17 protein-coding genes are annotated in these 12,875 nt (G+C 70.7%); 8 read left to right on the top strand and 9 right to left on the bottom strand.

Features of this window, described 5'->3' with window-relative positions; translation table 11 throughout:
* Positions 1–89 precede the first annotated feature (89 nt).
* Together N5096_RS12580 and N5096_RS12575 are read right to left on the bottom strand one after the other, a co-directional pair.
* Positions 90–638 (bottom strand): 2'-5' RNA ligase family protein, encoded by a 549-nt coding sequence (locus N5096_RS12580; RefSeq protein ID WP_267665180.1) that lies wholly within the window; start codon positions 636–638, stop codon positions 90–92.
* Between the two features lie 3 nt (positions 639–641).
* Positions 642–845, bottom strand: a complete 204-nt coding sequence (locus N5096_RS12575; protein WP_267665179.1) for a DUF7554 family protein — start codon at positions 843–845, stop codon at positions 642–644.
* 123 nt (positions 846–968) lie between these two features.
* Here N5096_RS12575 and serB point away from each other — a divergent pair, with 123 nt between their 5' ends.
* The 5 genes from serB (at position 969) to N5096_RS12550 (ending at position 4,710) form a co-directional block, all read left to right on the top strand.
* Positions 969–1,616 (top strand): phosphoserine phosphatase SerB, encoded by a 648-nt coding sequence (serB, locus tag N5096_RS12570; RefSeq protein WP_267665178.1) that lies wholly within the window; start codon positions 969–971, stop codon positions 1,614–1,616.
* A gap of 120 nt (positions 1,617–1,736) precedes the next feature.
* Positions 1,737–2,579, top strand: coding sequence for a lycopene cyclase domain-containing protein (locus tag N5096_RS12565; protein WP_267665177.1), 843 nt, complete (start codon positions 1,737–1,739; stop codon positions 2,577–2,579).
* On the top strand, positions 2,572–3,672 hold the full coding sequence (locus N5096_RS12560; protein ID WP_267665176.1) for a Brp/Blh family beta-carotene 15,15'-dioxygenase: 1,101 nt from the start codon (positions 2,572–2,574) through the stop codon (positions 3,670–3,672). The genes N5096_RS12565 and N5096_RS12560 overlap by 8 nt, the downstream gene beginning before the upstream one ends.
* Before the next feature lie 58 nt (positions 3,673–3,730).
* Positions 3,731–4,429, top strand: coding sequence for a GNAT family N-acetyltransferase (locus N5096_RS12555; protein WP_267665175.1), 699 nt, complete (start codon positions 3,731–3,733; stop codon positions 4,427–4,429).
* Positions 4,426–4,710, top strand: coding sequence for a DUF7861 family protein (locus tag N5096_RS12550; protein ID WP_267665174.1), 285 nt, complete (start codon positions 4,426–4,428; stop codon positions 4,708–4,710). The genes N5096_RS12555 and N5096_RS12550 overlap by 4 nt, the downstream gene beginning before the upstream one ends.
* A 94-nt stretch (positions 4,711–4,804) precedes the next feature.
* On the opposite strand, the gene N5096_RS12545 is transcribed toward N5096_RS12550, so the two are convergent.
* From N5096_RS12545 to N5096_RS12535, 3 genes are all read right to left on the bottom strand, one after another.
* Positions 4,805–6,595, bottom strand: coding sequence for an L-aspartate oxidase (locus N5096_RS12545; protein ID WP_267665173.1), 1,791 nt, complete (start codon positions 6,593–6,595; stop codon positions 4,805–4,807).
* 124 nt (positions 6,596–6,719) lie between these two features.
* On the bottom strand, positions 6,720–7,607 hold the full coding sequence (locus N5096_RS12540) for a YkgJ family cysteine cluster protein (protein ID WP_267665172.1): 888 nt from the start codon (positions 7,605–7,607) through the stop codon (positions 6,720–6,722).
* Positions 7,608–8,049: 442 nt separating this feature from the next.
* Positions 8,050–8,727: a class I SAM-dependent methyltransferase gene (locus N5096_RS12535; RefSeq protein ID WP_267665171.1), complete on the bottom strand. Its 678-nt coding sequence runs from the start codon at positions 8,725–8,727 to the stop codon at positions 8,050–8,052.
* 111 nt (positions 8,728–8,838) lie between these two features.
* Here N5096_RS12535 and N5096_RS12530 point away from each other — a divergent pair, with 111 nt between their 5' ends.
* Entirely contained in the window at positions 8,839–9,282 is a 444-nt protein-coding gene (locus N5096_RS12530) for a DUF2391 domain-containing protein (RefSeq protein WP_267665170.1), read from the top strand.
* Positions 9,283–9,310: 28 nt separating this feature from the next.
* On the opposite strand, the gene N5096_RS12525 is transcribed toward N5096_RS12530, so the two are convergent.
* Entirely contained in the window at positions 9,311–9,865 is a 555-nt protein-coding gene (locus tag N5096_RS12525; RefSeq protein WP_267665181.1) for a magnesium transporter, read from the bottom strand.
* Positions 9,866–9,915: 50 nt separating this feature from the next.
* Positions 9,916–10,488, bottom strand: a complete 573-nt coding sequence (locus tag N5096_RS12520) for a magnesium transporter (RefSeq protein ID WP_267665169.1) — start codon at positions 10,486–10,488, stop codon at positions 9,916–9,918.
* 110 nt (positions 10,489–10,598) lie between these two features.
* Here N5096_RS12520 and N5096_RS12515 point away from each other — a divergent pair, with 110 nt between their 5' ends.
* Positions 10,599–11,177 carry a DUF7090 family protein gene (locus N5096_RS12515; protein ID WP_267665168.1) on the top strand — a complete coding sequence of 193 codons (579 nt, stop codon included), beginning with the start codon at positions 10,599–10,601 and terminating at the stop codon, positions 11,175–11,177.
* Between the two features lie 24 nt (positions 11,178–11,201).
* Here N5096_RS12515 and N5096_RS12510 read toward each other — a convergent pair whose 3' ends face one another.
* Positions 11,202–12,071 (bottom strand): DUF7089 family protein, encoded by an 870-nt coding sequence (locus N5096_RS12510; RefSeq protein ID WP_267665167.1) that lies wholly within the window; start codon positions 12,069–12,071, stop codon positions 11,202–11,204.
* Positions 12,071–12,160 carry a hypothetical protein gene (locus tag N5096_RS16545; protein WP_425493572.1) on the bottom strand — a complete coding sequence of 30 codons (90 nt, stop codon included), beginning with the start codon at positions 12,158–12,160 and terminating at the stop codon, positions 12,071–12,073. Before N5096_RS16545 ends, N5096_RS12510 begins: the two co-directional genes overlap by 1 nt.
* 140 nt (positions 12,161–12,300) lie before the next feature.
* Between N5096_RS16545 and N5096_RS12505 the strand changes: the two genes are divergently transcribed.
* Positions 12,301–12,861, top strand: a complete 561-nt coding sequence (locus N5096_RS12505; protein WP_267665166.1) for a hypothetical protein — start codon at positions 12,301–12,303, stop codon at positions 12,859–12,861.
* Positions 12,862–12,875 lie beyond the last annotated feature (14 nt).

The raw sequence follows: 12,875 nt of genomic DNA, 5'->3' as shown, positions 1-12,875 counted from the left end.
CTGAGGCGGTCGAATTCTGCCATAGACACTCAGAACTCGTCCGCCTCATCCTCTAAATTAACGCGATGCAACGATCTACCACCGTCTGTTTATAAGTCGATACTCGCGGCGACCTCCCGGAACTCGGGGTCGTACACCTCCAGCGCGTGGACGCGCCACCGGATCGGGTCGAACTCGGCGGCGACGAGGTCGGCGACGACGCCGGGTTTCGGATCGCCACCGCGTGCCACGGTGACGTGCGGCGTGAACTCGTCGCCTTCGATCCCCTCGATCGGCCCGTAGAGGCCACAAAGCCGACGGTGAAGCCGGACGAGCCTCTCGCTCTCGACCGCGAGGTACACCACCGGCCGCGAGCCGGACGCGGGCGCGTCGAAGACGTCGAGTCCGGTCACCGCGACGTCGAACGGGCCGATCCCCGAGAGAACGGGTCGGGGGTCCTCGCGCAGGGCCTCGAGCGCGTCGGGCTTAGACGGGGTCGGTTCGCCGCCAGCGACGCGGTCCGGGACGTCGTCGACCCCGAGCCGCTTGCAGACGAGGGTGTGGCGGTCGCGCACCCGCTCGAACCCCGATGGTTTCGGGTGGAGATCGGTCGCGAGGTCGGCTATCGCGGGCGGGAGCGGGACGTTCAGGCTGAACACGTCTCAGAGCCGGTCGGTGAGCCGTAAGGCGATCAGGACGACGATGGCGACGGCGATCAGCGTCGGGAGCGCCTCGATCAGCGCGAATGTGATGTCCAGCACCGTTCCGAGGATCTCCAGGAGAAGCCACACGATAGCGAGCCCCAAGATCACTTTCAGGAGGTCGTCGACGTCGATATCGGCGCGGTCCGCGCCCGTGCTGTCCATGGCGGAGGGAACGTCGCGGATCGGCAAAAAGGCCACCGAGACGCCGCCCGCGGAACGGCTTCCCGGCGGAGGGCCCGTCTCGCGATCAGACATTTAAAAACCCCGCCGTACCCAACGGAAGCCATGAGCCTCATCGCGTTCGACTTCGACGGCACGCTCTCCGACTCCGAGATGACGGTCCTGCTCGCCGAGCGCGCGGGCGTCGCCGACGAGGTGGCGGCGATCACGGAGCGGGCGATGAACGACGAGCTCAGCTACGCCGAGAGCCTCTACCAGCGGGCGGAGCTGCTCGGCGGGCTCGACGAGGACGACGTCGCGGCCGCGTTCGACGAGGTGGCGCTCCGGCCGGACGCCGGCGACCTGATCGGGCGCCTCCAGGCCGACGGCCACCACGTCGCGGTGCTCACGGGCGGCTTCGAGCGCGGCGTCGAGCGCGCGCTCGCGACGGCGGGCGTCGAGGCCGACACGGTCGTCGCCAACCGCCTGCCGACGGCCGGCGGGAAGCTCGCCGGCGACGCCGAGGGGCCGCTCATCGAGGGGACGAAGGACGACGCGCTGGCCGAGCTCGCCGGCGACCTCGGCGTCCCGATGAGCGAGACCGTCGCGATCGGCGACGGCGCGAACGACCTCCCGATGCTGGAGGTGGCCGGGCTCGCGGTGGGGTTCGACCCGAAGGACGCGGTCCGGCCCGTCTGCGACGACGTCGTCGCCTCCATGTTCCGGCTCGGGGAGGTGCTGGAAGGCCGCGGCGTGCTGTCGACCGAGGCGTAGGATGGTCGATCGTCGGGCCCGCACGCGACGACCGCCGAGTCCGACCACACTGTTTGGACTGGGCCTTAATAAGCGGGGGAGCGAACGCGGAAGCATGAACGGCGTTGCCGGGGTGATCAGATGCTTCCGACGCTGACGTATCTCCAGTTCCATCTCGTCTTCAGTCTCCCCGTGGTCGCGGCGCTGTGGTACCTCGCGCCGCGGTACGACATCGTGCGCCGGCGACGCGCGACGGCCGGGATCGCGATCCTCGTCGCCATCGCGTACGTGTACACGACCCCGTGGATCAGCTACATGATCCGACGCGGGGCGTGGTCGTACGCAGACGGGGCGGTGCTCGTCCGCGCGCTGTCGATCCCGCTCGGCGAGTACCTCTTCTTCACCATCCAGACGGTCGTCACCGGCTTCGCGCTCCACCTGATCGGGTTCGACCCGACGTTCCGCGAGGGCGACTTCGACCGGGCGCCCCGGATCGCCGGCGTCGTCGCCGGCCTCGCGATGGTCGGCGGCGGGCTCTGGCTCGTGACGCTCGACCCGTCGTACCTCTACCTCGGGGGGCTGATCGCGTGGGTCGGCCCGGTCTTCGCGCTCCAGTGGGCGGTGGGGGGCGGCTACCTGATCCGGACGCCGCGGATGTGGCTCGCGGCGACGCTGATCCCGGCCGCGTACTTCTGGGTCGCCGACCGGATCGCGATCGGGATGGGGACCTGGGGGCTCTCGCCCGAACTCACGAGCGGGATCGCCGTCCTAGGGCTCCCGATCGAGGAGATGCTGTTCTTCGCCTCGGCCGGGGTGATGACGGTGAACGGGCTCGTGCTGTTCGAGTGGGTGCTCGACTGGAACGACCGGCGCGGGCGCCCGACCGAGTCGCCGGCCGACGCGTTCGATCGGGAGTCGGAGACCGAACCGGAGCCCGACCCGGCCGAGCCGAAGCGGGGATCCCCCGACCCCGTCGATGACTGAGGCCGCGACGCGCTCGGCGGGGCGGCGCGAGGCGGCGCCTATCGAGGGCGACGACCGCGCCCGGTCGGCGGTCGACCGGTGGTTCGCGCTGTACCCCGCGCTGGCGCTCGCGGCGCTGCTGCCGGTGGGCGCCGTGACCCCCCTGTTTCCGGTCGAGGTCGGCGTGGCGACGTTCGCGCTCGGGACGCTCGTCGTCGGCATGGCCCACGGCGCGGTCGACCACCTGGTCCCCCTCCGGGCGGCGACCGACGTCTCGCTCCGGCGGTCGATCGGAGTCGTCTCCGTCGCCTACGCGGTCCTCGGCGGGGCCGTCGTCGCGGCGTTCTTCCTCGCGCCCGTGGGCGCGTTCGTCGGGTTCATCGCCCTCACGTGGCTCCACTGGGGGCAGGGCGACGTCGCGGCGCTCGTCGTCGCCGGCGTCGACCACCTGCCGACCGCGGCCGAGCGCTGGCTGAGCCTCGTGGTCCGGGGCGGGCTCCCGATGGGCGTCCCGCTGCTCGCGCACCCCGGCGAGTACCGGCTGGTCGCCGAGTGGATCGTCGGCCTGTTCGTCGTCGACGCGAGCGCCGCGGCCGCCGCGGTCGACCCCGTCTTCGTCCCGGCGACGCGGCTGGCCGTCGGCGCGTTCATGATCGGGGCGACGGCGCTGTCGGTCGGGCTGGGCTACCGGCGGGTCCGGGCGGGTGCCTCGCGACGGGGCTGGCTCCGGGACGCTGGCGAGGTGGCGGCGCTGTGGGCGTGGTTCCTGCTCGCCGCGCCGGTGTTCGCGATCGGGGTGTACTTCGCGCTCTGGCACGCGCTCCGGCACGTCGGCCGGCTCGTCCTCGTCGACGACCGGGCGTCCGCGGCGCTCGGCGACGGCGACCTGCTCGGTTCCCTCTCGCGGTTCGGGCGCGACGCCGCGCCGCTCACCCTCGGCGGGTTCCTCGTCGTCGGCGCGGTCGGGCTCTCGGTCCCCGCCGGGGTCGCGGCGGCCGGCGACCTGCTCGGCGTGTCGCTCGTCGCCATCGCGGCGATGACGCTCCCCCACGTGGTCGTTGTCGCGTGGCTCGACCGGAAACAGGGAGTCTGGCGGCCGGGCGTCGGGGGATGAGGAGGAGAGGGGTCGGCCACCGCGCCTCTCTTGGCTCCGGAAAGCGTACGCCCGAGGGATGGACGAGATCGCGATCCGCGACCCGCGGCCGGGCGATGCCGACGAGGTGGAGGCGCTCATCACGTCGCACTTCAGCGAGGGGAGCGCTTACGGCGTCGACCTCGGCGTGAACGACCCGACGTACCGCGTGCTGGTCGCGGTGGAGGCCGGAGGCGACGGCGAGGGCGGTGACGCCGGAGGCGACGGCGAGGACGGTAACCCCGGAGGCGACGGCGAGGACGGTAACCCCGGAGGCGACGGCGAGGACGGTAACCCCGGAGGCAACGGCGAGGACGGTAACCCCGGAGGCGACGGCCCGATCCTCGGCGTGATGGCGCTCCGCGAGTTCGAGGCCCCGACCGCCGTCGCCGAGGAGATGTACTTCTTCGACGACCCCGACCTGCTCCCCGCCGCGGAGCTGTACGGCCACCTCGAGATGGGCTACGTCCGGGACGGCGCGACGGGGCGGGGGATCGGGAGCCGGCTGCTCGGTCGCCTCCACGCTATCGGGGCGGAGCGCGGCGTGGACCTGTTCCTCGCGGACTCCTGGTACCACGGCGGCGACGACTCCCCAGAGGGGTTGTTCGACAAACACGGCTACGAGACGGTCCACCGCGAGCCGATCGACCGGCCGGCCGCGGAGTGCCCGAAGTGCGAGGGCGAATGCACCTGCGAGGGAGCGCTCGCGGTGCGGCGCGCCGAGGAGGGAGCGCAGTGAACCACGACCGCGTCCACGCCCGGGAGCCGTCGCACCACGTCGACCGGTGGTCGGTCGGAGTGATCGAGTCGATCGACGAGCGCGACGGGCACGCCGTCGTGACGGTCCGGCCGGTCGGGTCGAATGGCGACGAGGGGAGCGGAACCGGAGACGACGGCGACGCCCCCGTGGAACTCGTGATCACGCTCGCCGTCAGGGACCTGTTCGTGGGGCGACTTCCCGTCGACGAGGGCGAGTCGCCGGTCGGCGAGCGCGCGTGGTATCGGAGGCGGGGCGGGTGAGGACGCGATATAAGTAGTTTATACCCGCGGAACGGGCGACACCGACGCGGTCAGCGGGGTTCCGGGGTCGGGTCGGGTTCGAACGGTCGGGCGCTCACTCCAGCTGGTGGTAGTCCAGCTCGTGGCCCTCGTCGAGCGCGGCCTGGACGGCCTCGCTCGGCTCGTTGACCGGTTCGGTCCGGAGGGACATCCCACCGACGTCGGCCGCGTCGAAGTAGACGTTCCGCAGCCAGTCGGGATCGACGTCGGGGTGGTCGGTGCGGTAGTGGGCGCCACGGGACTCCTCGCGCTCGAGCGCGCCGCGGAGTACCGCCTCGGCGGCGACGAACATGAACCCGGCGTCGACGGCGAGCTCGAACGACTCGCTCGTGACCGGGCCGACGCGCATGTCGGCGGCCCGTTCGCGGACGGCTTCGAGGCGGTCGAGCCCCTCCCGGAGCGACGACTCGTCGCGGAGGATCCCGGCGTGGTCCCACATCAGCTCCCGCAGGTCGGCGAGCACCGCGTCCACGTCGTGGTCGCCGTCGTGGCTCGCCATCGCGTTCAGGTCGCGCACGTGCGGTTCGACGAGCTCGGCGCGGAGGTCGTCCGGGACCTCGCCCGGGCCGTCGGCGCGGTCGGCGATCCGCTCGCCGGCGACGACGCCGTACGCGACGGTCTCGGCCAGCGAGTTGCCGCCGAGCCGGTTGGCGCCGTGGACCCCCGCCATCGTCTCGCCGATGGCGAACAGGCCGTCAACGTCGGTCTCGCCGTCGTCGTCGACGGCGACGCCGCCCATCCCGTAGTGGGAGGTCGGCGCCACCTCGACGGGCGCCTCGGCCATGTCCACGCCGAGGTCGTCGAATCGCTCGTACATCCGGGGGAGCCGCTCCTGAATGAACTCGGCGTCGCGGTGGGAGATGTCGAGGTAGACGCCGCCGTTCTCGGTGCCGCGGCCCTCGGCGACCTCCCGCGCGATCGCCCGGGCGACAACGTCGCGGGCGTCGAGCTCCATCTGGTCGGGCGAGTACCGCTCCATGAAGCGCTCGCCCTCGGCGTTGAACAGGCGACCGCCCTCGCCGCGGACCGCCTCGGTCACGAGCCGGCCGCTCCACGGCTCCCAGTCGGGGTCGCTCTCGTCGACGGCCATCCCGGTCGGGTGGAACTGCATGAACTCCATGTCCATCAGCGACGCGCCGGCATCGTACGCCAGCGCCGCCCCGTCGCCGTTGTTCTCGTCGTCGCGGGAGGTGTGACGGTTGTAGATGGCGGCGTGGCCGCCGGCCGCGAGGACGACCGTGCCGGCGTTGAAGAGGACAAACTCGCCGTCATCCATGTCGAACCCGACGGCGCCGTGCACCGCGTCGCCGTCGGAGACGAGCTTGGTGATCATCACGTTCTCGCGGTACGGGACAGACAGGCCCTGAGCCCGGTCGACGAGCGCGTTCAGCAGCGACTCGCCGGTGTGGTCGCCGGCGAAGGCGGTCCGGCGGAACGACTGGGCGCCGAAGAAGCGCTGGTCGATCTCACCGTCCTCGGTGCGCGAGTACTCCATCCCCCACTCGTCGAGCTCGCGGAGTCGCTCCGGCATCTGCTCGGTCACGGTCTCGACCTTCGCCGGGTCGTTGAGGAAGTGGCCCTCGTTGAGAGTGTCGGCGGCGTGAATCGGCGGTGAGTCCTCGGGGTCGTGGGTGCCGAGCGCGCCGTTGATTCCGCCACGGGCCCAGGTGGTGTGCGCGTCGCCGTGCCCTCGCTTGCCGAGGACTAAGGCGTCGTCGACCCCGCGCTCGGCGAGTTCGATCGCGGTCCGGGCGCCCGCGGCACCGGCGCCGATAACGAGGACGGAGACGTCCACGCGGTCGTACTCGACCGACATCTCGGAGTCAGTTGCTCGTCGTTCGCTCATGCCAACAGTACGGTCTCGAGCCTGATAAGACCCTCGCGCGCGTGCGCGTGTGCGAGAGGCAGACCCGAATTTCTGGCCGGGAGAGACCGCGTTTCGATCGGGCCGACAGGGTGCGGCGGTCGCGTCAGTCCCAGCCCGGCGTGCCGGGCGCGCCGGCGTCGTCCTCCAACTCGCGAGCGAGGCGGTCGCAGGACCCGGGATCGAGGTCGGATCGGTCGCCGTCGCCGTCGGCGCGCTCTGTCCACTCGCGGATCGCGCGTCCCGCCCACGAGTCCGCGTCGCGAGCCCGAGCGCGGGCCTCGGCCATGCGGTCGGGGTCGACCGACAGCGACCCCGGCCGCGAGCCAACGGCGGCGCCGACGAACCGGGCGCGGTCGTCGGCGGTGAGCGAGTCGGTCCGGACCCGGTCGACCACCCCGTCGAGGGCGTCGGGATCGGGGTACGCGAAGACGGTCGACCCGAGCGCCTGGGGGCCGAACGGGGGCGCGGGGAGGTCGTCTGGCGGCTCGTCGTCGAGGAGGCGGTCGCCGCCGTCGGCAGCCTCGACGCGCTCGCACTCCGTCTCCGCGTCGAGTTCGAGGTTGTGACCCGGGTACGTCGCGCAGGTCCGGGGGTAGCGGTCGTCGCCGTGGATCCGGCACTGGAGCGTCGTCGGGTCGAGGAAGACGCAGGCGTCGAGCCAGCGAGGCTCGTCGGTGCCGATCGGCGCGACCGGCTTCGGGGGGTTCCGGAGGCCGACCACGAAAACGGGGCGACCGCGGGCGGCGGCGACCTCGACCCCGTCGATCGAGACCGTCGCGTCGCGCTCGGCGGGCTCGAACAGCCGGGGGACGAGAGCGTCGGCGAGCCCGTCGTCGAGGAAGGCGGCGATCTCGTCGCGGGTGAGCGGGACCAAGTCGTACGCGTCGTCGAGGGGCGGGCGGTCGCCGGTGCGGTCGGAGCCCGCGGCGTCCGGCGCGAGGGGCCGCCAGTCGACGCAGCAGCCGGCACAGCCCTCGCAGCGGAGTTCCATGGGAGATCAACTGTGCGAACGGTTTACACACTTAAAAGGGATCGCCGGATTTCGAATCTGCATTTATATACAGACGCCGGTCGGCGCGCGCCTCCGAGTGGCCGCCCTTGGCGGCCATGAGGAGCGCGTGCGAGGGAGGCGGCGGGCCGGCGCGGCTCTGCCCGCGCCGGGCCGTCCGCCGAGGTTGGGGAGGCGTGTGGCGCGGTGCCGTGCGGGGTGGGACTCAAAGGGGCAGTCGCGCTCGGCGAACCCCAGCGACGCAAGCACCGCAGGAACGAGCGGAGCGAGTGACGAGGAGCGCAGCGAGCTGTGGGAGCCGAGCGCGGCTGGGGCTTTGGAGGGCTTCACCGGCGATCCCTACTCGACCGTTTATAAACGAGCGGCTAGGGCTTTCGAAGCGTTCACCGCGGCACCACCGACGATATATAAATAAACGTACGAGTCAGGGCGCGATACCGACCGTCAGCAGCGTCCCCCACGTGCGGTAGCGGTCGACCATCGCCTCGCGGGAGTCCCAGTCGTCGGTCGGGAACGCTTCGGCGTCCGGAATCTCGATCTCGCGGTCGGGGACGGTGTCTTGTTCGGCGACGTACAGGCCCGCCTCGCGGAACGCCTCGCGATACTCCTCGCGGCTCCACAGCGTCATCTCCACCGCGATGTTCTCCTGCCACGCGTGGGTCGCCTCGCTCTCAGCGTAGTAGTTGACCGCGCAGTAGAAGGTGCCGCCGGGCTTCAGCACGCGCCGGATCTCCCGGAGCGTGTTGTGCGGGTCGGCCGCGTAGTAGAACGCCTCCATCGAGAAGACGTGGTCGAGCGAGTCGTCGGCGAAGGGGAGCGCGTCGAAGTCGCCGACGAGGAAGCCGACCGCGTCGTCGTCGGTGTAGCGCCGGGCGTTGCGCGCCATCTCCGGCGCGCCGTCGAGGCCGTACCCGCGACCGATGCCGCGCTCGCGGAGCGCGCGGAGCGCGTAGCCGGAACCGGTGCCGAGATCGAGGACGGCGTCGTCCGGCTCAATCGGCAGCCGCGCGAGCACGTGTTTCGCGGTGTGCCAGTGTCTGTCTTCCATTCCGCGGTCCTTCCCCGACGTCGCCCACTGGTCGAACTCCTCGCGAACGCTCATGGGGGTACGACGGGGGGACGGGTGAAAACCGGTTCGGCGGGGAACGATCCACCCGGTGCGATCCCGGTCGAAAGCGTCGCCGTTTTATCCGCTGCCGACCCTTCAGGGAGTGTGAAGCGCCCGCAGAGCCTCCGTCGACCGAAGTTCCGGATCGCGGACTCCGCGCAGCAGGCGGTCGGCGGCTTCCTCCTCGCGGGGCCGTTCGTCGTCACCGGAGAGGTGTGGGACCTGGCCGCGGGCATGAACGCGGTGCAAGGGGGGCTGACCGCCGGGCTCGTCGGGCTGATCGGGTACGCCGCGCTCTACCGGGCCGACACCGGTCGCGACCCCGAGTCGGAAAAGGAGATCGGGGGGATCCCCGCTCGGTTCGTTTCGCTGATGGCCGTCGCGTTCGGCTCCGTCATCGTCCTCGTGGTGCTGTTCGACGCGCCGGACACCTTCCTCGTCCGGCAGGGCGTGACGGGGATCGAGCTGTGGGCGACCACGGCCAAGGCCGTCGCAGTCAGCGCGGTGTTTAGCGTCGTCGGCGCCGCGACCGCCGACAGCGTGTTCTGAGGGTCGGACCCTTTTCCACTCTCGCCGGTCAGACGACCACCGAGACGACCGCAAAGAGGATCAGCACGCCGGCGATGTCGCAGACGTTGGTGACGACCGGGATGGTCGTGTCGTCGGGGTTGAACCCCATTCGGTAGGAGAGCTCGACGGCAGCGACGCTCGTGACGACGACGAGGACGGCGAGGAGCATCCCGGAGACGAGCGAGACGAGGAGCACCCGGCCGAGCCCGAGCGTCCCGCCGAGCGCGACGCCGATGGCCCACGCGGCGACGCCGACGATCCCGAAGACGGTTCCGGCGAGCGCGAACACGGCCCCGGCGTTCGCCCTGAGGTCGGGGTTCGACGGGTCGAGCTCGTAGGTCCCGAGGTAGAGCTGGGTGGTGAGCCGCGAGCAGGTGATCGACGCGAGGTTGCCGGCCGTGCCGATCTGGACCGGCACCAGCACCAGCAGCGCCGGGTTGCTGACGAGCACCGCCTCGTACGTCTGGAGGACCGTCCCGGAGACGAGCTGGAGCACCGACAGCGCGGCGAGCAGCGGGATCATCGTCCGGACGATCCGGCGGATCGACCACTCGTCCGTCATCGTCGTCTCCGAGGAGGACGTCGAGCGGGTCTCCGCGCCGCCGGAGTCGGTCACAGCACGGCCCCCACGATGTAGATCCCGACGAGGAGGAAGAAGACCCCGAACACGTCCCCGAGCGTCGTTACGACCGGCCCGATCACGTTGTCGGGGTCGAGCCCCCGGCGGTAGCCGACGAAGATGACGGCGATCAGCACCGAGATCATGAGTATCGCCGAGAGGAACCCCGCCACGACCATGATCCCGACCAGTTCGAGGAGACTCCCTTCAGTCCCCAAGAACGTCAGCCAGAGGTAGGTGACCACGGCGATGAAGACGGAGACAGTCATTCCGTTGATAAAGGAGGCGAGTATCGCGTTCCTGAGCCGCCGGTCGAGGCGAAACTGGGGCTCGATGAGCCCCTGGTGGAGCCCGGTCGAGAGGCGGGCGCCGAGCGAGCCGTACACCCCGCCGCGGGTCGCGAGGAACGCGGGGAGCAGGAGGAGGAGACCGGGGACCTCCGCGATGCCGGCGCGCATCGTCTCGGACCCGAGGATGGTGCCGGCGAACAGCCCGGCGACGAGGCTGACGAGGATCACCGGCAGCGCCTGTCGGTAGACATCGCGCGCGGTGTCGTGACCGGCCATCGTGCGTGCCGACGCGAGGGAGACTCAAAAACCGGTCGGCGTGGCGGTGTCGGAGACCGTTCGGGGGACGCGGCCCGCATGGTTAAGTCGGTCGGGCGGGTTTCGATCCCATGGACTACTCGCTCGCCGTCGAGAACGGGCCGGAAACGATCCCGGGCGGTACGGGACTTCTGCTCGTCCACCCGAGCATCGGCGAGACCGACCGGATCGACACGGACTTTTTAAAAACCGACACCGACGCGTTCCTCGTCGTCTCCACACGGACGACCGCGCGCGAGGTCGAACAGAAGCTGGAGTACTACGACGTCGACGAGACGAAGGCGACGATCCTCGACACGCTCTCCGTCGAGCGCGGGTACTCGCGGCGCTCCAGCGACGACGTGTTCTACGTCTCCGCCCCCGACGACCTCGACGGGGTCGTCGACCGGGTGGAGCGGTTCCTCACGGAGAACGAGGGGAAGCGGCGGGTGTCGGTCGACTCGCTCACCGAGATGGCGTACTACGCCGACGACGACGCGGTGTATGAGGCCGCCGCGGAGATCCTCGAGCTCCTCGACGAACACGACGCGGTCGGGATCTTCCACCTCTCCGAGGAGGTCCACGAGGTCGCGACGCTCGACCGGTTCCGGGACCTGTTCGAGGGCGTCATCGGGCTCGACGGCGACGGGAACGTCACCGTCGACGTGTAGGAGAAACGGAGCGACAGGAACCGGTCAGGAGTCGTCCTCGGCCATCGACTGGAACGTTTTTTCCGCCCACTTCACCGCGTAGGGGGCGCCGCGGTCGCGGTAGGCGGCGGTGTCGAGCGCGGCGAACGGCGCGGGGAGGTCGAGCCCGTGGCGGACGGCCGAGCAGGCGTACTCCGTCGCGCCCGCGAACTCGGTCTCGCCGCGGGCGACCTCGCCCGGGAGCCCGCCCAGGCGTCCCTCCAAGCGGTCGCCGGCGTCGAGCCACGCGTCGAACAGCCGCGGACGGCGTCCCTCCCACGACGCGAAGACGTCTCGGGTGTACAGCCCGACCCAGGCGTCGAACAGCGCGGCCGCGACCTGGAAGACGTCGGTCGGGCCGTGCCCCGTGGTCGAGGCGCCGGTGTCGGGGTCGGGCCGGCGGACCGCGGCGTCGAGGTCGGAGTAGCGTTTGCCGAAGAAGGGGAGAAAGCTCTCAGGGAGGCGGTCCGAGAGAGTCTCTTCCGGGACCGATCCGGGGGACGGCGAGGCGCCGACCTGTACCAGCCGGTCGGCGATCAGGAACGCGAGGAAGTCGTCGGGGGTTCCCTCCGCCCGCTTCTTGACGAGGACGGTCTGCGGGTCGGTCTGGGTCGTCCGGACGACGGTGCCGTCCCCGGGGAGGCCGACGGTGAACGCGGGGCCGGCGTACCGCCGGAGGAGCTCGGGGACTTCGTCTGCGAGCCACTCGGTCGGGAAGGCGGCTGGCGAGAGGTCGTCGACGAATAGTCCGAGATCCTCGGCCGATGCGGGCGGGAGGGTCTCGAAGTCCGCGTCGACGTCGAGGACGGGCGCTCCGGGGGCGTGGTCCTCGCGGACGGCATCGAGGTCGTCGTCGAGCGGTCGGGAGGTGAACATCAGGCGAGCACGTACGAGAGGATGATGAGTACGGACAGGGCCGCCGAGACGCCGATCGTTCCGAGTACGATCGTGGTGGATTTGCTCATGTCGGTCTCTGGGGACGCCGGTCGTTTAAAACTATATTACTTCGGCGGAGGGAGGCAGTTCGGGTGGAGAAGGGCCGGTTCCGAGAGAGCGAGGGAGCGATCGTCAGCGGGTTTATACGGATCCGCCCGATAGCCGAGATATGCGGATCCGTGACGCACTCGAGTCCGACGCCGAGGCGCTGGCAGCGGTGATCGGCCGCCCGGAAGATGTCGTGAGGAACATGATCCACGACCGCTCGGTTCGTGTCGCGGTGGGAGGCGGTAGCGACGGCGATGGGGACGACGGCGATAGCGATGGGGACGACGGCGATAGCGATGGGGACGACGGCGATAGCGATGGGGAGGACCGATACGGGAACGAACGCGGCAGCGACGACGAAGGGGACAACGACGACGAAGCCGACGAGAGGGAAGACGAGGTACTCGGCTTCGTTTCGTTCGACGTCCGCGGCGGGACGGTTCACGTGACCGATTTCGACGGGAGCGGATCGACGATCGAGCGGCTGTTCGAGGAGCCGCGGCGGTTCGCGCGCCGCGAGGAGATGGGCGTCGAGGTCGTCGTCCCGAACGACGAGGCGAGCAGCGAGGTCATCGAGGCGTCGGGGTTCGCGGCCACGGGGAGAGGCCCGCGGTTCGAGGGGCGACGGACCACCCGGTACCGGATCGACTTCGAGGAGTTGGACGAGCGGAACGGGAGGTGAGGAGACCGATCGAT

It is taken from the genome of Halorubrum yunnanense (assembly GCF_026586675.1).
Taxonomy (GTDB): domain Archaea; phylum Halobacteriota; class Halobacteria; order Halobacteriales; family Haloferacaceae; genus Halorubrum; species Halorubrum yunnanense.
Note: the sequence above shows the minus strand (reverse complement) of the source record. Positions and strands in the feature narration are given on the sequence as shown.